18 protein-coding genes, 2 tRNA genes and 3 pseudogenes are annotated in these 17,744 nt (G+C 71.7%); 13 read left to right on the top strand and 10 right to left on the bottom strand.

The genetic code is table 11. The features are described from left to right. Positions 1 to 5 precede the first annotated feature (5 nt). Complete coding sequence (locus MTP03_RS21430) at positions 6 to 707, top strand: hypothetical protein (RefSeq protein ID WP_248489881.1); 702 nt, start codon at positions 6 to 8, stop codon at positions 705 to 707. Between the two features lie 87 nt (positions 708 to 794). Here the strand turns inward: MTP03_RS21430 and MTP03_RS21425 are convergent. Further along, a pseudogene (locus tag MTP03_RS21425) lies at positions 795 to 1,977 on the bottom strand (MFS transporter); the annotation flags it as partial. 107 nt (positions 1,978 to 2,084) lie between these two features. Between MTP03_RS21425 and MTP03_RS21420 the strand changes: the two are divergent. From MTP03_RS21420 to MTP03_RS21410, 3 genes are read left to right on the top strand one after another with little or no spacing between them, the layout of a single operon-like run. Next, positions 2,085 to 3,050 (top strand): GlxA family transcriptional regulator, encoded by a 966-nt coding sequence (locus MTP03_RS21420; protein WP_248489880.1) that lies wholly within the window; start codon positions 2,085 to 2,087, stop codon positions 3,048 to 3,050. Further along, entirely contained in the window at positions 3,047 to 4,234 is a 1,188-nt protein-coding gene (locus MTP03_RS21415; protein WP_371821004.1) for an acyltransferase family protein, read from the top strand. The genes MTP03_RS21420 and MTP03_RS21415 overlap by 4 nt, the downstream gene beginning before the upstream one ends. Before the next feature lie 3 nt (positions 4,235 to 4,237). Then, complete coding sequence (locus tag MTP03_RS21410; RefSeq protein WP_248489878.1) at positions 4,238 to 5,410, top strand: hypothetical protein; 1,173 nt, start codon at positions 4,238 to 4,240, stop codon at positions 5,408 to 5,410. Here MTP03_RS21410 and MTP03_RS21405 read toward each other — a convergent pair. The 7 genes and pseudogenes from MTP03_RS21405 to MTP03_RS21375 form a co-directional block, all read right to left on the bottom strand. After that, entirely contained in the window at positions 5,383 to 5,817 is a 435-nt protein-coding gene (locus tag MTP03_RS21405) for a thioesterase family protein (protein WP_248489877.1), read from the bottom strand. The genes MTP03_RS21410 and MTP03_RS21405 overlap by 28 nt on opposite strands. Beyond that, positions 5,814 to 6,893, bottom strand: a complete 1,080-nt coding sequence (gene hisC / locus MTP03_RS21400; RefSeq protein ID WP_248489876.1) for a histidinol-phosphate transaminase — start codon at positions 6,891 to 6,893, stop codon at positions 5,814 to 5,816. Before hisC ends, MTP03_RS21405 begins: the two co-directional genes overlap by 4 nt. A 281-nt stretch (positions 6,894 to 7,174) precedes the next feature. Further along, a complete protein-coding gene (locus MTP03_RS21395; RefSeq protein ID WP_248489875.1) occupies positions 7,175 to 7,384 on the bottom strand; it encodes a CsbD family protein in 210 nt (69 codons plus the stop codon). Between the two features lie 588 nt (positions 7,385 to 7,972). Beyond that, positions 7,973 to 8,770, bottom strand: coding sequence for a hypothetical protein (locus MTP03_RS21390; protein WP_248489874.1), 798 nt, complete (start codon positions 8,768 to 8,770; stop codon positions 7,973 to 7,975). A 2-nt stretch (positions 8,771 to 8,772) separates the two neighbouring features. Next, positions 8,773 to 8,958 (bottom strand): DUF2273 domain-containing protein, encoded by a 186-nt coding sequence (locus MTP03_RS21385; protein ID WP_248489873.1) that lies wholly within the window; start codon positions 8,956 to 8,958, stop codon positions 8,773 to 8,775. After that, positions 8,958 to 9,270 (bottom strand): annotated as a pseudogene (locus MTP03_RS21380) (hypothetical protein). The gene MTP03_RS21385 and the pseudogene MTP03_RS21380 overlap by 1 nt, the downstream one beginning before the upstream one ends. Then, positions 9,267 to 9,743, bottom strand: coding sequence for an Asp23/Gls24 family envelope stress response protein (locus tag MTP03_RS21375; RefSeq protein ID WP_248489872.1), 477 nt, complete (start codon positions 9,741 to 9,743; stop codon positions 9,267 to 9,269). The pseudogene MTP03_RS21380 and the gene MTP03_RS21375 overlap by 4 nt, the downstream one beginning before the upstream one ends. 114 nt (positions 9,744 to 9,857) lie before the next feature. On the opposite strand from MTP03_RS21375, the gene MTP03_RS21370 reads away from it, so the two are divergent. The 9 genes from MTP03_RS21370 (at position 9,858) to MTP03_RS21330 (ending at position 14,547) form a co-directional block, all read left to right on the top strand. Beyond that, complete coding sequence (locus MTP03_RS21370; protein WP_248489871.1) at positions 9,858 to 10,418, top strand: RNA polymerase sigma factor; 561 nt, start codon at positions 9,858 to 9,860, stop codon at positions 10,416 to 10,418. 304 nt (positions 10,419 to 10,722) lie between these two features. Next, on the top strand, positions 10,723 to 11,010 hold the full coding sequence (locus MTP03_RS21365; protein WP_248489870.1) for a hypothetical protein: 288 nt from the start codon (positions 10,723 to 10,725) through the stop codon (positions 11,008 to 11,010). 116 nt (positions 11,011 to 11,126) lie between these two features. Next, a tRNA-Ser gene (locus MTP03_RS21360) sits at positions 11,127 to 11,218 on the top strand. 38 nt (positions 11,219 to 11,256) lie between these two features. Then, positions 11,257 to 11,329 (top strand) — tRNA-Arg (locus MTP03_RS21355). A gap of 428 nt (positions 11,330 to 11,757) precedes the next feature. Then, a complete protein-coding gene (locus tag MTP03_RS21350) occupies positions 11,758 to 12,123 on the top strand; it encodes a DUF779 domain-containing protein (RefSeq protein WP_248489869.1) in 366 nt (121 codons plus the stop codon). Between the two features lie 55 nt (positions 12,124 to 12,178). Further along, complete coding sequence (locus MTP03_RS21345) at positions 12,179 to 13,066, top strand: arylamine N-acetyltransferase (protein WP_248489868.1); 888 nt, start codon at positions 12,179 to 12,181, stop codon at positions 13,064 to 13,066. 25 nt (positions 13,067 to 13,091) lie between these two features. Next, on the top strand, positions 13,092 to 13,784 hold the full coding sequence (locus MTP03_RS21340) for a hypothetical protein (RefSeq protein ID WP_248489867.1): 693 nt from the start codon (positions 13,092 to 13,094) through the stop codon (positions 13,782 to 13,784). Positions 13,785 to 13,897: 113 nt separating this feature from the next. Then, positions 13,898 to 14,143 (top strand): AbrB/MazE/SpoVT family DNA-binding domain-containing protein, encoded by a 246-nt coding sequence (locus MTP03_RS21335; RefSeq protein ID WP_248489866.1) that lies wholly within the window; start codon positions 13,898 to 13,900, stop codon positions 14,141 to 14,143. Continuing rightward, positions 14,140 to 14,547 (top strand): type II toxin-antitoxin system VapC family toxin, encoded by a 408-nt coding sequence (locus MTP03_RS21330; RefSeq protein ID WP_248489865.1) that lies wholly within the window; start codon positions 14,140 to 14,142, stop codon positions 14,545 to 14,547. The genes MTP03_RS21335 and MTP03_RS21330 overlap by 4 nt, the downstream gene beginning before the upstream one ends. A 316-nt stretch (positions 14,548 to 14,863) precedes the next feature. Here MTP03_RS21330 and MTP03_RS21325 read toward each other — a convergent pair whose 3' ends face one another. Both MTP03_RS21325 and MTP03_RS21320 read right to left on the bottom strand, forming a co-directional pair. Next, a complete protein-coding gene (locus MTP03_RS21325) occupies positions 14,864 to 16,387 on the bottom strand; it encodes an aldehyde dehydrogenase family protein (RefSeq protein ID WP_248489864.1) in 1,524 nt (507 codons plus the stop codon). A 114-nt stretch (positions 16,388 to 16,501) separates the two neighbouring features. Continuing rightward, positions 16,502 to 17,742: pseudogene (locus MTP03_RS21320) on the bottom strand (GAF domain-containing protein). Positions 17,743 to 17,744: the final 2 nt, after the last annotated feature.

Below are 17,744 nucleotides of genomic sequence, written 5' to 3'. Positions count from 1 at the left end.
TGAGGGTGAGTGACGCCGGCGCCGCCCCCGAAGACCCGATCGACCTCGAGGCCTGGCGCACCGCCAACGAACTCTCCGTCCCCTTCTCCGAAGCGCTGGATCTGTGGGCCGTTGCGGCGCATGCGGCGCTGGTCGAGCTCGCGGGCCGGTACGGCGCATTCATGAGCAACGCCGAACTCGCCGCTCGCGCCCAGGCCGACGTCGGCATCGCCACGCGTGCGCCTGTCCGTACGTGGATCGCCGCGCTCCAGCGCCGCGTGACGGACCGATGCCAGGCCGCCGACGAGCCGCCGCTCGTCTCGTTGATGGTCGCGCACGACCACACCGTGGGCGAGGGCTACGCGTACGCCGTGGCCGCCGCGGGCCTCCCGGTGCCCGCCAACCTCGACGAGCACGCCGCCGCCGCCCGGTTCGCCTGCTACCTGCACTTCGGGGCGACGGTGCCCGCCGGCGCCGGCCCGCAGCTCACCCCCAAGCTCGAGGAGGCACGCCGCGCCGCTGCGGCGAAGGCGTCCCGGATCAAGCCCACCAAGGCCGTCGCGAAGGGCCGCGTCGTCAAGGCGCGCCCCGCGGCCGAACCGAGGACGAAGGCACCGTCGGCCCGCCCGACGAAGGCCGCTGCACCGGCCAAGCCCGAGCCCAAGCCGAAGCTGTGCCCGAACTGCTTCACCCAGCTCGCCGCCAACGGCGAGTGCGGGTTCTGCTGATTCTTCGAACCCGGTGTCCCGACGTCTGTGATCCGCGGACTCAGGCGGCCACCGGCTCCGGGGTTGCGGCCCGGGCGCGAGCCCGGGGACCGCCCAGCACATGACCGCGGCCGCCACGCACAGCGCGCCCGCGGTGTAGAACGCGGGGTCGTAACCCCCGACGCGTCCCGGATGTAGCCGGCGCCGAACGCGGCCACCGCGGCGCCCAGCTGGTGCGAGGCGAAGATCCAGCCGAACACCACCGGTGTCGACTCGCCGAAGTGCTCGCGGGCCAGCGCCATCGTGGGCGGCACCGTGGCCACCCAGTCCAGGCCGTAGAACAGGACGAACACCATCAGCCCGGGCGCCACGTCGGGGGTGAGCAGCGACGGCAGCAGCGCCAACGCCAGCCCGCGGCCGAGGTAGTAGATCACCAGCAGGATCCGCGAGTCCACGCGGTCGGTGAGCCAGCCCGACGCGATCGTCCCGATCACGTCGAACACCCCGATGAACGCCAGCAGCGAGGCCGCGGCGGTGGCGGGCATGCCGTGATCGCCCGCCGCGGGGATGAAATGCGTCTGCAGCAGCCCGTTGGTCGTCGCGCCGCAGATCGCGAAACTCCCCGCGAGGAGCCAGAACGCGGGGCGCCGGGCGCCGAGAACCAGGCCGGAGAAGGCCGCCTTCACCGCGCCGCCGGCGGGCGCTGCCGGGGCTACCACCTCGGTCGCGCCGAAGGGCGCGATGCCCTTGTCGGCGGGCCAGGACCGCAGCAGCAGGCCCGCCACCGGGATCACGGCGACCGCCACCGCCGTCACCACGAGGACAGCCGTCCGCCAGCCGTGCGCGGTCGCCATCAGCGCGACGATCGGCAGGAAGATCAGCTGGCCGGTGGCGCTGGCGGCGGTGAGGACGCCGGTCACGAGGCCCTTCGGGCGACGAACCAGCGCATCGCGATGGTCGCGACGAACGCCGTCGAGAGGGAGCCGGTGCCCAGCCCCACCAGGACGCCCCACAGCAGTACCAGCTGCCATGCGTCGGTCATGAACACCGCGAGCCCGGTACCCGCGGCCACGAGCGCGAGTGCGCCCGTCACCACGGGCCGCACGCCCAGCTTATCCATGAGCGCCGCCGAGAACGGCGCGGTCAGGCCGTAGAGGGCCATATTGACCGACATCGCCGCGCCGATCGTCGCGTGCGACCAGCCGAATTCCATGTGCAGCGGGTCCATCATGACGCCGGGCACGGACCGGAAGCCGGCGGCGCCCAGCATCGTCACGAAGGCGATGCCCATCACGATCCACGCGTAGTGCGGAAGTCTCAGTTTCACGCGACTCAGGTTTCCCGAATCTCGACCCGCGAACCAGTGGCATCAATGACAAGATATGAAAGAATCATGCCATGCATACGGTGGCCGTCCTGCTCCTGGAACCGATCGTCGGCTTCGACGCGGCGATCCCGCCGATGTGCTTCTCCGAGGCCACCACCGAGACCGGTGAGCCGCTTTACCGCGTGATCACCTGCGGCCTCGACCGCACGCCCGTCACCGCCACGGGCGGCTACGCGATCACGCCGCAGGCGGGGAGCGAGGCCCTTGTCGAGGCGGACACCGTCATCGTCCCGGGCACCAAGATCGCGGGTCCGCGCTGCGACGGGACCATGTCTGCCGAGCTGCGCGCCGCGCTCGACACCATCCGCCCCGGCACCCGCCTCGTCTCCATCTGCACCGGGGCGTTCGTGCTCGCCGCCGCCGGCTTGTTGGACGGACGCTCGGTGACCACGCACTGGAAGTACGGGGCCCAGCTGCGGCGGCTGTACCCCCGGGTCGGGCTCGTCGAGCACGTGCTGTTCACCGACGACGGTGACGTGCTCACCTCCGCGGGCCTGGCCGCCGGGCTCGACCTGTGCCTGCATCTCATCCGCTCTGACCACGGCGCTGCGGTCGCCAACCGGGTGGCGCGGCACTGCGTGATCCCGCCCGGCCGCGCGGGCACGCAGGCCCAGTTCGTGGACGTCCCCGTCCCCGCGAGCGGGGCGGGCAGCACCGTCGGGGTGCGGGAGTGGGCCGCGGCGCACCTGGGCGAGAACCTCGCCGTCGACCAGCTGGCGCGGCGCGCGGGACTCTCGGTGCGCACGTTCAACCGACGGTTCCGCGAGGAGACCGGGCAGACGCCCGGGGCCTGGATCCTGCGCCGCCGGCTGGACCGGGCGCGCGAGCTGCTCGAGACCACCGACCTGTCGGTCGACGTGGTGGCCGACGAATCGGGGCTCGGCACCGGCGCCAGCCTGCGCGCGCACCTGCGCCGGGACACCGGGATGACCCCGCTCGGGTACCGCCGGATCTTCCAGGTGGCCCCGGGGGCCTGACGGTGCCGCTGCCGCACCCGGGTGCCGCGGGGCAGAATGGATGGGTGCACGCGGACGGCAAGACCCGGGTGGCGCCGCTCACCGGCCTGCGGGCGGTGGCGGCGGGCGCGGTGTGCCTGACGCATGCCGCGTACTGGACGGGGCACTACACCGACGACTTCGTCGGCCACCTGTGGGCGCGGTTCGAGATCGGCGTGCCGATCTTCTTCGCCCTCTCGGGCTTCCTGCTGTTCCGGCCGTGGGTGCGGCTGCTGATGGACGGCACCGGGCACCAGCCCGACTTGCGTCGCTACGCCTGGCACCGGTTCCGCCGTGTCGTGCCCGCGTACTGGGTGGTCGTGGTGTTCGTGTACCTGCTGGGGCTGGTGCGGCCGGAACCGAACCCGTCGGGTGCGGGCGTCGACGGGCTGGTGCGGAACCTCACCTTCACGCAGATCTACGGGTTCGGGCACCTGCGGGTGGGGCTCACCCAGGCGTGGAGCCTGGCGGTGGAAATGGCGTTCTACCTGGCGCTCCCGGTGATCGGCTGGGCGCTCACCGCGCTCGTGTGCCGGTATCGCTGGCGGCCGGCGCGGCTGCTCGTCGCGCTCGGCGCTCTGGCGGCGGTGAGCCCGGCGTGGGCCGCGGTCGCCCCGGACATCGAGCTGACGGCGCGCATGTGGCCGCCCGCCTACCTGTGGTGGTTCGTAGCGGGCATGGCGCTGACGGTGCTCGCGCAGCTGGTCCGGGACTGGCCCCGCTGGGCGACCCCCGCGTGCCTGGCCGTGGCGCTGGCCGGGTTCCTGGTCGCGGCGCTGCCCGCGCTCGCCGGGCCGCCGACGATGGTGCCGCAGAACGCGGCCGAGGCGATCGTGAAGTCGGCGCTGTACCTCGTGGTCTCGGCCGCGTTGATCGCGCCGCTGGCGCTCGCGCCGGCAGCGCACGGCCGGTACCACCGCCTCCTCGGCGCGCGACCCATGGTGTGGCTGGGGGAGATCTCCTACGAGTACTTCCTGGTGCACCTGATTGTGATGGACGTGCTGCTCATCGACGTCCTCGGATGGCACGTGTTCACCGGGAACATCCCCATCGCGTTCCTGCTGACCAGCGTCGTGAGCATCCCCGCGGCCTGGCGCTGCGCGCGGCGCTGCCGTTCGGGGATGATGGACCACGGACGACGGAGCCGAAGGAGCGGAAGGGGGTGACGGGTGAGGGAACCGGAAGTGCACATCGAGGCCCCGGTGCGCCGGTGGTGTGACGCGCGGGCCATCCCCATGCCCCGCCGGGAGCTGTCCGACGAGGCCGCGCTGCTGATCGCGGCCGGGCACCTGTCGCCCGCGGCGCGGGAAGTGGTGCTCAACCGGTTCGACACCGAGCGCGCGTTCCCCGACATCGGCGGTTACTCGAAGCTGCGCCGACTCAGCCGGATCGCCGAGCACGAGCCGCCGGAATCGGCGGCCAGCCGCCCTGTCTCCGCGGAGGGCCCGCCGCAGAACCCGCTGGCGCAGGCCAAGGCCGCCGCCGATGCGGTGCGCGCCGCCGACGCGCGCCGCAAGCTCGCCGGATTCCGGCACGCGTTCACGCTGAACCGGATCTCCTTCGCCGCGGGCGTGCGCGCCGTGCGCCGCGCGCGCAAGGACGCGGTGCACCTCGACCTCGACGAGCGGGACGCCCTGTTCGACGCACTGTGCCTGACCCCGCTGCCCGTGACACCCTCGGCCGCCGCGGTGGCGGCGCGCACCGTCGCCCGGGTGGCCGGGCCCGTGCTGCGGCTCGCACCCCAGGTGGCCGGGTGGGTCGACGGGCACGGCGCCCCCGACGAGCGGCTGCTGATCTTCGAGGACCGGTACGACGTGCTGCTGTTCGTGGCGGGGCTGGTGTACGACAAGGTGACCTACTCGCGGTCCGTGAGCGCCGGCGAGTTCGACGAGCAGCTCGGCCAGCTGGACCTGCCGACCGACCTCGTGCAGATCTCCGCCGACGTCGCGCAGCTGCGCGCCGTCTGGGGCCAGCTGCGGTACGCTCCGGGCCTCGCCGACGGTACGCGGTCGGGCGAGCTCGACAAGATGTGGGACGAGCTGGTGGAGCGCGTCACGGCGCTGACCCGGGTGGGCGACCTGGTGGACGTCGCGGATTCCAAACGGCCCCGGCGCATGTCGGTCGAGTCCATCGACCAGCAGATCCACGAGCTCGTGACCCGCTCCGGCGAGCGCGAGATCTCCACCCAGAGCGCGCGTCGCGTCGCGGGCCAGATCCTGGGCGCGCGTGGGGAACTCGGCGCCCGTCCCGCTCTGCCCGACGGTGCCCGCCCGGCTCTGCCCGACGGTGCGCCGCGGGCGTGGAAGCCGACGCCTCAGCCGCGCGACCAGGACGCGAGGTAGGTCTTCTCCTCATCGGTGAGACGGCGCAGGCTGCGCTTCTCGATGTCGACCACGGCCATCTGCGTGCTGGCGAGGATGGCCGGCTTCGATTCGGGCGCCGCGTCTTTCGCCCGCACCTCGTAGCCGATCGTGAAGTCGACGCTGCGGTTCGACGCGATGTACATGCCCACCTGCACGGGCGAATCCTCGTGGTACAGCTGCGCCTTGTATTTGATCGCGACGTCGGCGATGAACGCGCTCTTGATCAGCGGCGCGTACTTCTCCCCGGCGGAGAGCAGCCACTGAATCCGAGCTTCCTCCAGCAGCGTTACCATCCGCGCGTGGTTCACGTGGCCGAGTGCGTCCATGTCGGACCAGCGCACGGGAACGTGTGCGGTGAAGGCGAATTCATACTTGCCGAGGCTCATCGCCGCCACTCCGTTGCGAAGGCGAGGAAGGCGTCGTTCTCCTCGGGCACGGTCACGGTGACGCGGACGCCGGCACCGTCGAACCCGCGGACCAGCAGGCCGGCCTCGGCGGCGTCGGCGGTGAACCGCAGCGCGTCGGCTCCGACAGGGAGCCAGACGAAGTTCGCCTGCGTGTGTGGGACGTCGAATCCGGCCTGCAGCAGTGCCTCCCGGACGCGGGCGCGCTCGGCGACCACGGTCTCGGTGCGGGCGAGCAGTTCGTCGTTCGCCCGCAGTGAGGCGATCGCGGCGGCCTGGGCCGCGGCGCTCACCGAGAACGGCAGGTGCACCTTGGTGAGCGCGGTGATGAGCTCGGGATCGGCGATCGCGTAGCCAACCCGCAAGCCCGCGAGTCCGTACGCCTTGGAGAACGTGCGCAGCGCGATCACGTTGCGGTGCCGGGAGATCAGGGCGGCACCGTCGATCCGCTCCCCGGTCACGTCGTTGCCGCGGTGGTACTCGTAGTAGGCCTCGTCGAGGGCGACGATCACGTGCGGCGGCACCTTCTGCAGGAACGCCTCGAGGGCCTCCTCGGAGACGGTCGTGCCCGTCGGGTTGTTCGGGTTGCAGACGAAGATCAGTCGCGTGCGGTCGGTGATCGCCGCGGCCATGGCGTCGAGGTCGTGCGCGTGATCGGTGGTGAGCGGCACCTGGACGGGCGTCGCGCCGACGACGCGGGTGACGATCGGGTAGGCCTCGAAGCTGCGCCACGCGAACAGCACTTCGTCGCCGGGCCGGCAGGTGATCTGCACCAGGTCCTGGCAGAGCGCGACGGATCCGCAGCCGGCGTGGATCTGCTCCTCGGTGGCGCCCGTCAGCTTCGTCAGCTCGGCCCGGAGCGCGACGGCCCCGTTGTCGGGATAGCGGTTGGCGTCGCGCAGCACGTCGGCCAGGGCCGCGGCGACGGACGGCAGCGGACCGTCGACGGTCTCGTTCGAGGCGAGCTTGATCGCGCCGGGCGCGGATTTGCCGGGGACGTACGCGGGCAGCGCGTCGAGGTCGTCGCGGAGGGCGAGAGGCGATTCGGTCGTGGCCACCTCGTCAGCCTAGCGCCGAGGGCCCGAAACGCCCCGTTCCGCGCAGCGGTACGGACGAATGCGGCCGAATACCCCGGAGACGGAGTCGTCGCAGTCCCCGTCGACGCTGCTGGCCCGGAGCCCACGAGCGATGCGTCGGACAGCACCGGCTCCGCGTCGGCGGGTGATGACGCGGGGACCGGCGCCGCGGCATGATTCGACGGGGCCGCCTCGCGGCGGCCCCGTCTCAGTCCGACCCCCGGCCGTTCACCAGGTGCTGGAACGCGGCGCCCGGGCGCGGGTCAGTTGCCCGAGAGCTTGTTCTTGACCGCGTCGACGCCCTCCTTGACCTTGTCCGCGGCGTCGGCGAGCTTCTCCTTCGCGGCGGCGAGGCCCTGATCGGCTTGGCCCTCGGCCTTCAGGTCGTCGTTGTCGGTGGCCGCGCCGGCGGCCTCCTTCGCGCGTCCCTTGAGGTCCTCCGCCTTGTTCTTGGCGTCGTCTGCGATTCCCATGGCTACGTCCTTTCGATGTTCGGTCGATCTTCTTCTCGGGGTGCTCCCCAAGTCTTCTGTCGTCGCGTCGGTCGTTCACCAGTAGCTGGAACGTGACGCCCGGGCCGGCCGCCGCGGCCACATCGCGGCGCGCGCCCTCCGCCAGGCCGGACAGGTCCGCGGCGGAGGCGCCGGGCGAGACCGTGACGGCCACGCGAATAACGGGGTGGCCCTTCTCGATCCGCGTCGAGGCGCGAGCCTTGCGGATCCACGGGCTCCGGCCGAGGTCGGCGGCGACGGCGTCGGCCACCCGGCCCATCTCGACGGTGCCGCCGCCGGGCACGGGCACGGTGCGAGAGCCCGCCGTGTGCAGGTGCCGCACGAGGAGCCAGAGCGCCCCGAGCACCAGGACCACACCGCCGGCGCCCACCGCGGCGGGCCACCACGGCTGGTCGGGCAGGCCGGTGATCGTCGGCACGGAAACCCGGTCGGCGGCCGCACGCGCGTTCCGCTGGCCCAGCCGGTCACCGAGCGCCCACACGCCGCCGGCGAGCAACAGCACGCCCACGAGGCCGGTGATCAGGCGATCGATCACCCGAGTGGAGCCTCTCATCGGGTCACCTCCTCGGAGCTCCGCGGATCGGTGGAGACCCGCCGCCGGAACCAGAGATCGTCGGAGTAGGGGGTATGGCTGTGGCGGCGCGGCTTGAGGGCCGTCACGACGAGGGCGAGGCCCACGACGACCGCGCCCACGGCGCCCGGCCAGGTCCACCACTGCCAGCGCGTATCGGCGACGCCGGGCACAGCGTCCAGCCAGCGGCTTCCAGCGATCCACCCGAACGAGACCGCGGTGTCGCGCAGTGCGATCACGCCGAGCGCGAGGACCGCCAGCAGCAGCGGCACCGCCGCGATGCTGGCCCCGGCCGTCCGGCGCGGAACGTGGCGCCGCGCACCGTTGGCGGTGGTGTCGGTGGTGTCGGCAGTGGGGCTGGTGCCCGCCGAGGCGAGTGCGGGCGCGCTGTGCAGGTGCGCGATCGGGGTGCCCCGGCGTTCCTCGCTGACCCGGGCGATGTGCACGGCCACATCGTCGGGTGCGGCGCCGAGGCTGCGCTCAAGCTCCGCGTCGACCGCATCCCGGACCGATGGCACCAGCCGGACCGTGTCGAGCGGCCACTGCGCGGCGACGTGCACCTCGACCTCGGTGCGGGAGGCACCGGTGAACCGCACGGCGGGGAACTGCCGCGAAGCCAGGCCTCCTGCCCGCTCCGTCCCGGGGACCGATAGCACCGCGTGCTCGATCAGCTTGCGGCGCACGCGATCATCGATCACGGTGCGACCCCGGTTCGAGAGGTCGGTGCGCCCGGGCGCGCGGTCCGGTGCATCGTCGATCACCGATTCGGTGGTCATCGTCAGCTCCGGCCGCGCTGCCGCAGTGCGGTGAGGTCGATGAGGCCGTCGAAGTGCGCGCCGACCGCCATCCCGGCCGTCCCGAGGACGATCGCGAGCAGGAGACCGAGCAGGCCGCCGGTCACGATCGCGATGGTGACCAGCAGGCCGATCACGCCTCCCCACACGGTGAAGTGTCCTGCGTTCATCAGATGAACTCCTTCGGTGATGCGGTGTGCGGCACCGCGATATCGGATACGACGACCTCGATGGGGACCCCCGCTGCGGCGGTGGCCGCGCGGCGCACCCGGTCCGCGAGATCGACGAGGTCGGTGTCGCGACGGAACTCGAGCACGACGGCCACCGGCCGCCGTTCGCGTCGAGCCGGACACCGCGCACCGTCCTGCCCGGGAGGTGGGTGGCCGGCGAGCCCGGGCCCCGGCGTGCACGCCGGCGACCCCGTCGACCGCGGTCACCGCGGCGACCACGCCGTCGATCAGCGCGGCCCGTTCGCCGGTCACTGGACCCGCGACTCCGCCGCGGACTCGTCGTCGGCGGCGTCGTCGTCATCGAAGTGGACGTCGTGGACCGTGACGTTGACCTCGGTCACCTCGAGACCGGTCATGGACTCGACGGCGTCGATGACGTTGCTGCGGATGCCCGCGGCGAGGTCGTGGATCGCGACGCCGTAGTCGGCGACGATCGTGACGTCGACCGCGGCCTGCCGCTCACCGACCTCGACCGTCACGCCCTGCGTGAGGTCCGGTGCGCCGGGCAGGGTCTCGCGGATGCGGCCGACCACGCGGGCGGCCTGGCCGCCGAGGTCGTAGACGCCGTCCACCTCGCGGGCGGCGATGCCGGCGATCTTGGACACCACGACGTCGGCGATCGTGGTGCTGCCGCGCCCTACCGCGGTGGACAGCGCGGAGCCAGGCTTGTCGGCCTTCGCGTCGTCGGTGGTCGCAGTGGCGGGCTTGGTGACCGTCGAGCTCATGTTCCGTCTCCTCATCTCATCCTGTGCGCCGGGATCTGTTCCGGCACACTGGGTGAGTCGCCGTCTCCCGAAGATCGGCACGCGAATGTGATCCATCTCACATCAGGAGGGTGGTTGTTCGACGAAGAGCTGCTGCCGTCGCTATCCGACGAGACGCTGACCCGCCGCGCCCAGCGCGGCGACGCAGTGGCCTTCGACGTGCTCGTCGCGCGCCACGCGCCCGCGTTGCATCGTTTCGTCGCACAGACGATGCCCGAGCGGAGCGATTGCGACGACATCGTGCAGGAGTCGCTCATCGCCGCGTGGAAGGCGCTCCCGAACTTCGCGTTCCGCTCCAGCCTGCGCACGTGGCTGTTCTCCATCGCCGCCCGTAAGACCGCTGACGTGCTGCGTCGCCGTGCGCCCGTCGTCGATTCGGAGGCGGTGGACGAGGCCGTCGCGAGTGGGCCCGGCCCCGTCGAGCAGGCGACCGACAAGGACTTCCTGGCCGCTCTGTCGCGCGAGCTGGGCCGGCTGCCCTACCCGGCGCGCGCGGCGTGGTGGCTCCGCGAGGTCGACGGGTTGTCCGTGGCCGAGATCGCGAGCGTGCTGCGGACCTCCGAGGGATCGGTGCGCGGGCACCTGCAGCGCACACGGCGCCGCCTCGCGGAGGCACTGGGGGAGTACTGGCCATGAGCGATCCGACGCGGCCCTCGGAGGCGAGGGCGTTGTGCATTCCTGCGCGACGTGGTCACACTGGGGGAGCGATGAGTTTCAGGCGAGTGGAGAGCGGCGACGCCGAACCGGCGCAGGCCACTGATTGGATAGCCGACGCGACGCGTCGGCTGGCCGGGCTGGCCGGACCCGATCAGGAAGCGCCCGAGGTCGATCCGCGTTGGGGGCCGGACGCGATCGATCGGCTCCGCGAGGTCGTGGCCCAGCAGATCGCGGTACTGCCTCGCCGATCCCGCCCCATCGCCACCGCGCGAGCGGGGTCTCGGTGACCGAGCTGGCCCTCTCGAAGGCGATCACCGCCGAGATCTCCGACAGTGCCGCCGCCGAGTCGGCCGCCGTCGCCGATGTGGAACTCGACCTCGCTGACGGTGCCCTCGCCGGCGTCCACGTGCATCTGGTCGCAGTCGGTGCAGACGGGCGGGAGCGCACGATGCTCGACGGTGGCGAGCGCTTGCGGGGGCTGGCCGGCGGCGTCGTCCGGCGGATGATCGGGGCCGATGACGTGCGGATCGACCTGACCTGGGAGGAACTGCTCACCCCGGCGGCGCAGTGACAGCGCGGCGACCGGCCATCACCTGGGGTTTTGTGAAGCGGGAGCCGGTTGTGTAATGTAGCTGCTCGGCGGTTGCGCGTGACCCGCAAGGTTCGCCCGCGCATCGCGTCCGATTTGGAGGCGTGCCAGAGCGGCCGAATGGGACTCACTGCTAATGAGTTGTCCGGCCAACACCGGACCGGAGGTTCAAATCCTCTCGCCTCCGCCACGCCGGTCTTCGGACCGGCGAGAATTGAATATGGGTATGCGCCCGTAGCTCAGTGGATAGAGCATCTGACTACGGATCAGAAGGTCAGGGGTTCGAATCCCTTCGGGCGCACAGAAAGTGCAGGTCAGGGCCGGTTTCCAGAGATGGGAACCGGCCCTGACTTCATCCACCCACCCGAAACCCGACCGAATCAGCGCGCGAGCCGGTAGTCGGGCGCGACCTCGCAGTGAGCTGACGCGATCCCCCAGTGGGGAGCCGGCTGGGGTGCGATCCCGCTCCCCAGTGGGAGCTGGCTTCCCTGGCCTGAGCTGGTCTCCCCCTGACTGCAGCTGGTGGGACGCCGGATTTCGCCGGGGACACCGCCTCCCTGGTGGGAGCAGGCCGGTGTTGACTCCGCTCCCTGCGTGTCAGTGGGCGCGTCGGGGGCCCGTCGATTGCGAGGATCTCGCGGGGTCGAGCCGCGATGTCAACGCGCCCGTCTACCGCGGTGCGCTGAGTTACCGTCGAAGGAGACGACGGGAGCGGGAATGGACGAACGAGTGGAATCGACGCAGGCGGCGCGGGAGATGCTGGCCGAGCTGTGGGACTCGAACGGCCCGCTGCTGATCCACCAGAGCGGCGGCTGCTGCGACGGCTCCGCGCCCATGGTCTTCACCGTCGACGAGTTCCGGGTGGGCGATGCCAACGTGCGGCTGGGCACCGTCGAGCTCGGGGACGGGCGCGGCGTGCCGGTCTGGGTGTCCGACGGCGAGGCGCGGGTGTGGGACAACAGCGTGCTCGTCCTGGACCTCGAGCCGGGCCGCGCCGCGGGCTTCTCGCTGGAGGGTTCCACGGGCAAGCGGTTCGTCTCCCGGGTGCGGATCACGGGCGCCGACGGTGCCGCCTGCTCGGTCCCGCAGGCCTGATCGGAGCGCCGCGCCCTCTTGACCTCGACCGAACTCGAGGTCGTACGTTGGTGGCATGGCGGTCGCTGAGCGGTATCTGGAACGTATCGGGTTCGACGGTGCCGTGCGCGCCGACGCGGCGACCCTCGCGGAGATCGTCGCGCGGCACGTCGCGTCCATCCCGTTCGAGAACGTCGCGAGCTACGGCACCGTCGGCGCCGTGGAGGCCCCGGTTTCGCTGGAACCTGGCGCGCTCGCGGACAAGCTGCTCGACCCGGACCGCCGGCGCGGCGGGTACTGCCTGGAGCACGCGGGCCTGCACGTGGACGTGCTGCCGCGGCTCGGATTCACCGCCCGGCACGCGCTCGGGCGCGTGTATCTGGCCGGAGACGGGCGGCCGACGGCGCGGACGCACAACGTCGCGATCGTCACGCTGGGCGGCGTCGAGCACATCGTGGACACCGGCCTCGGCGGCCTCACGCCGACCGCGCCGCTGGCGCTGAATCGGAGCGATCCGCAGCAGACGCCGCACGGAGACTATCGCGTGATCCCGTTCGGCGAGGCGGGTGTCGACGCATCGGCCGCCCCCGACCTGGACGTGATGGTCCAGGCCCGCCTGGACACCCCGGACGGTGCCGTGTGGAAGGACCTCTACGGGCTAGACCTCCGCGGCGTCGTCGAGAAGGACCGGATCGTGGCGAACTGGTTCATCTCCACCGCGCCGGATTCGGTCTTCGTCGCCGGCTTCGCCGCGGCGCTCGCGCCGGCCGACGGCTCGCGGATCACCATCGGCGACACCACGGCCCGGCACCGCAGCCCGGACGGCGACGTGACCAGGACGGAGCTCGATTCGCGCGCAGGGCTCGCGGCCGCGCTCGAGACGGTCCATGTCGACCTGGGCGACGCGCAGCTGGACGACCTCGCCGGACGGCTCGGCATCGCCGGCACAACCCGAGACGAGTGACGGTTCCGCGGGTAGCGTTCCGCCCATGCGGAAGAGGCTGAGGCGGGCGCGCGCGGCGCGGCTGCAGCGCGACACCCTGTACGCGGACGTCTCCGAATGGCAGCCGCCGCTGCCCGAGAAGTACCCGTACCGGTGGGTGGCGATCCGGTCCAACGACGGCACCTACCGCGACCGCCGCTTCACGGAGAACTGGGACACCGTGCGGCGGATGCTCGACGACGGGCGGCTCATCGGGGCGATCGTGTACGCGGTGGTGCGGCCGAACTGGGAGGAGAGCCTCGCCGTGCACCTGGAGATGCAGGGCGAGGACCGGCCCGACGTGGTGACGATGGTGGACGCGGAGTCGTGGGGCGGGCAGATCGTGGGCGACCATTCGCACGCGTTCAACGGGTTCGCCCGGGGCGCGGCCGAGTGGCGCGGCGGTGGCGAGCGGCTCACCCGGTGCATCGGCTACCTCAACCCGAACGACATCGGCATCTGGCCGGCGCTGCCCGACATGCCGTTCGTGGTCCCCTCGTACGGCGCGCCGCCGGACTTCACCCGCGCCCCGGAGTTGAAGCGGCGCTTCGTGATCCACCAGTACACCGACGGCAGCGGCTACGGGAACGGGCTGCCCGAGGGCTACGGCCGGGTGCGGTGCGACATGAACGCCGCCAACGGCCTCGACCCGTGGCAGCTCGGCGACGTCCTCGGCACCACCACCATCCCGGTGGACTGAGTCAGTCACCGTACGCGGTCCGGCACGAGCGGGGAATCGGGCATTCGCCCAGGGTACTTCCGCGAGTGTGCGAACGCATCGAAACATGGCAGGAAAGATGGTAGAAAAATGGTATGAGAACCACCATTGACGGCGCGGGGCGGATCGTGGTGCCGAAGGCGATCCGGGATGCGATGGGGCTGACTGCGGGGAGGGCAGTGGACGTGACGTTCGCAGACGGGCGCATCGAAATCGAGATCGCACCGGCCAAGGTGCACGTGGATACGAGTGGGCGGCTTCCGGTGATACGCGCAGAGGAGCCGATGGAACCGCTCACGGACGAGATCGTCCGCACCACGCTCGAGGCCGTACGACGGTGACCCTGCTGGCACTCGACACGAGCGTGCTGGTCCCGCTCTTGTCGGATTGGCACGAGAGCCACAGTGCTGCGCGCGCCGCTGTCGGGGATGAAGATCCTGCGGTTCCGGCGCACGTGCTGCTCGAAACATTCTCCGTGCTCACCCGGATTCCTGCGCCCAATCGGATCTCGCCGGCGGCGGCCGCTGGTGCCGTGGAGGCCCTGCGCCTCCCCGTGATCGGGCTGCCTCCGCAAGAAGTACAGAGCGTGATCGGCGCGGTGGGGGCGCGCGGCGTCCGCGGTGGCGCGATCTACGACGCGCTGGTGGGAGCGACCGCGGCGAAGCACGGATTGATCCTGCTCACCCGGGACCGGCGGGCGATTCAGACCTACGAGGCGGTCGGGGCCACCTACCGGGCGGTGTGAGGCGGCACCGTCGGGCGGCAAAGCGATACCGCGGCACCCGCTCGCGTCGAGCGCCCGAGGGCTCATCCGGCTGGATCGGGCGGCGGCGGTGCGGGGTATGCGCAGGACGCATCGCTCGCTCTCAGGAAACGGCTGTGACCTGCACATTCATGGGTATGCGCGGGGCGCATAGCTTGCGTGAACAACACGGCACCGTCAGCGTGCCGCTGCCGCCGACCGCCCGGTGGGCAGAAGTACCCGGACATGCGTGCGGCGCCGCCCCGGAGAACCGGGACGGCGCCGCGGACACCCTCACCTGGTGCCGGTCAGTGCGGGATCAGAAGAACCCCTGCGCCGTGGGCGCGTACGAGACCAGCAGGTTCTTGGTCTGCTGGTAGTGGTCGAGCATCATCTTGTGGTTCTCACGGCCGATGCCCGAGTCCTTGTAGCCGCCGAACGCCGCGTGCGCGGGGTACTGGTGGTACGTGTTGGTCCACACGCGGCCGGCCTGGATGTCGCGGCCCGCGCGGTACGCCACGTCGCCGCTGCGCGACCAGACGCCGGCGCCGAGGCCGTAGCGGGTGTCGTTGGCGATGTCGATGGCGTTGTCGTAGCCGTCGAACGAGGTGACCGCGAGCACCGGGCCGAAGATCTCCTCCTGGAAGATCCGCATGCTGTTGTCGCCCGAGAAGATCGTGGGCTGCATGTAGTAGCCGCCCGACAGGTCGCCGCCCAGGTCGGCCGCCTCGCCGCCGGTGACCAGCGTGGCGCCCTCGTTCTTGCCGATGTCGATGTAGGAGAGGATCTTCTCGAGCTGCTCCTTCGATGCCTGGGCACCGATCATGGTCTCGGTATCCAGCGGGTCGCCCTGGCGGATCGACTTGGTGCGGATGGAGCCGAGCTCGAGGAACTCGTCGAAGATCGGCTGCTCGAGGAGCGCGCGCGACGGGCAGGTGCAGACCTCGCCCTGGTTGAGCGCGAACATGGTGAAGCCCTCGAGCGCCTTGTCCTGATAGTCGTCGTTGGCGGCCATGACGTCCTTGAAGAAGACGTTCGGGCTCTTGCCGCCGAGCTCCAGGGTGGCGGGGATCAGGTTGTCCGCGGCGTAGCTCGCGATCAGCTTGCCCGTGGTGGTCTCGCCGGTGAAGGCGATCTTGCGGATCCGCTTCGACGATGCCAGCGGCTTACCGGCCTCCAGGCCGAAGCCGTTGACGATGTTCACCACGCCCGGGGGCAGCAGGTCGCCGATCAGCGAGAACAGGTACATCACCGAGACCGGGGTCTGTTCGGCCGGCTTGAGCACGATCGCGTTGCCCGCGGCCAGTGCCGGGGCGAGCTTCCACACGGCCATCAGGATCGGGAAGTTCCAGGGGATGATCTGGCCGACGACGCCGAGCGGCTCGTGGAAGTGGTACGCGACGGTGTTCTCGTCGATCTCGGAGATGCTGCCCTCCTGGGCGCGCAGCACCGAGGCGAAGTAGCGGAAGTGGTCGATCGCGAGCGGGATGTCGGCGTTGAGGGTCTCGCGGACCGGCTTGCCGTTCTCCCACGACTCGGCGACCGCGATGGCCTCGAGGTTCGCCTCCATCCGGTCGGCGATCTTGTTGAGGATGTTCGCGCGGGCGGTCGCCGAGGTCTTCCCCCAGGCCGGGGCCGCGGCATGCGCGGCGTCGAGCGCGAGCTCGATGTCCTCGGCGGTCGAGCGGGCGACCTCGCAGAACACCTGGCCGGTGACGGGCGACGGGTTCTCGAAGTACTGGCCCTTCACCGGCGCGACCCACTCGCCACCGATCAGGTTGTCGTAGCGCGACTGGTAGTTCATGAGCGAGCCAGCAGCTCCGGGACGTGCGTAAACGGTCATGGCGTGCCTCCAGGTGAGTGGCGTGATGTCAGTCACAATCCACCGTACGCAGTGACCGTTGCAACACCGTTGCAGCCGTTCCGGCGGAGACCTGCACCGCGGTCCTGCCGGGCGTCAGGCCAGGTCGAGCGCGATCGCCGCGAGTCGGCCGTCGGCCTCGGCACGTTCCCGGACGTCGCCGTGCGCGCGCAGGACGCGCCACCCCTGCTCGTCGTCGCGCGCGTCGGGCAGGTCCAGCCAGCGTCGCAGCAGCCCCAGGTCGCGGCTCGCGAGCACCGCCGACCTTAGGTTCCCGGCGAGCTCGGCGCGCAGCCGCGCGACGCCCGGCGCCGCCGAATTCGGGAGCAGCGGCCCCCGGTACACGGCGAGCGCGTCGGTGATCCGGCCTGCGCGCAGCGCGCTCGCGGCGTCGTCCGCATCGGAGGCGAGCGGCCGCAGCAACCGGTACGGCCGCGAGCCCAGGAACTCCGCGCCGATGGTCTTGCGCAGTCGCGACACCTCCGCGCGCACGGTGACGACGTCCAGGTCGCGCTCGTCCAGCAGTAGCGCCAGGTGGTCGGCGGTCAGGCCCTCGGGATGGCGCGCGAGCAGTGCGAGGATGTCCGCGTGCCGGCCGGTGAGCGGTACCTCGCGGCCGTCGCGTTCGAGGACCGGCCGGGGGCCCAACAGTCGCAGGCGCGTCCGCGCGGGCTCGGTGGCGGGGACGGGCCCCGTCAGGCGGAGCACCGCGAGCTGCCCCTCCACGGCGAGAGCGGCGGCGCGCACCAGGGCCATGGCCTGCGGCGTCGCGACCTCAGGGCCGCCCGTCACGTCGAGGACGCCGATCGCGGCGCGGGTCACCGGATCGTGGATCGGTACGGCCGTGCAGTTCCACCGGTGTGCGACGCGCGCGAAGTGCTCTGAGCCCGCGATCTGGACCTCCGTGTCCAGCGCCAGGGCGGTCCCGGGGGCGTTGGTGCCCGCGGACGCCTCGCTCCAGTCCGCGCCCGGCGCGAAGTTCATCGCGGCGGCGCGCCGCACGGCGGCACCGTCGCCCTCGACCCACAGCAGCGTGCCGTCGCGGTCGGCCACCGCCACCATCGCGCCCGCGGAACCGTCGAGCAGGAGCTTGCGGACCACCGGCATCACGCCGGAGAGCGGGTTGCGGGCGCGGAGCGCGTCGAGCGCCCCGGGCCCGACGGTGCCTCCCCGTCCGGGTTCACGCCGCGCGCGCGGCTGCGCTGCCAGCTCTCCGCGATCAGGCGCCGCAGCGGGGATGTGCGCAGCACCGTCTCGTCGACCGCACCGTCGACGAACTCGCTGTGCAGCCGCGCGGCCGCACCAGCGGACGCGACGGCGGGGGACCCGGCAACCATCG

Source organism: Tsukamurella sp. PLM1, assembly GCF_023168325.1.
GTDB lineage: Bacteria > Actinomycetota > Actinomycetes > Mycobacteriales > Mycobacteriaceae > Tsukamurella.
The sequence above is the reverse complement of the archived record's forward strand: the minus strand, read 5'-3'. Positions and strand labels throughout refer to the sequence as shown.

Coding starts and splice junctions, on each gene's coding strand:
- MTP03_RS21420 (WP_248489880.1), top strand. CDS start 2,085: ATGCATACGGTGGCCGTCCTGCTCCTGGAACCGATCGTCGGCTTCGAC.
- MTP03_RS21405 (WP_248489877.1), bottom strand. CDS start 5,817: ATGAGCCTCGGCAAGTATGAATTCGCCTTCACCGCACACGTTCCCGTG.
- MTP03_RS21335 (WP_248489866.1), top strand. CDS start 13,898: ATGAGAACCACCATTGACGGCGCGGGGCGGATCGTGGTGCCGAAGGCG.
- MTP03_RS21375 (WP_248489872.1), bottom strand. CDS start 9,743: ATGAGCTCGACGGTCACCAAGCCCGCCACTGCGACCACCGACGACGCG.
- MTP03_RS21340 (WP_248489867.1), top strand. CDS start 13,092: ATGCGGAAGAGGCTGAGGCGGGCGCGCGCGGCGCGGCTGCAGCGCGAC.
- MTP03_RS21390 (WP_248489874.1), bottom strand. CDS start 8,770: ATGACCACCGAATCGGTGATCGACGATGCACCGGACCGCGCGCCCGGG.
- MTP03_RS21325 (WP_248489864.1), bottom strand. CDS start 16,387: ATGACCGTTTACGCACGTCCCGGAGCTGCTGGCTCGCTCATGAACTAC.
- MTP03_RS21395 (WP_248489875.1), bottom strand. CDS start 7,384: ATGGGAATCGCAGACGACGCCAAGAACAAGGCGGAGGACCTCAAGGGA.
- MTP03_RS21385 (WP_248489873.1), bottom strand. CDS start 8,958: ATGAACGCAGGACACTTCACCGTGTGGGGAGGCGTGATCGGCCTGCTG.
- MTP03_RS21345 (WP_248489868.1), top strand. CDS start 12,179: ATGGCGGTCGCTGAGCGGTATCTGGAACGTATCGGGTTCGACGGTGCC.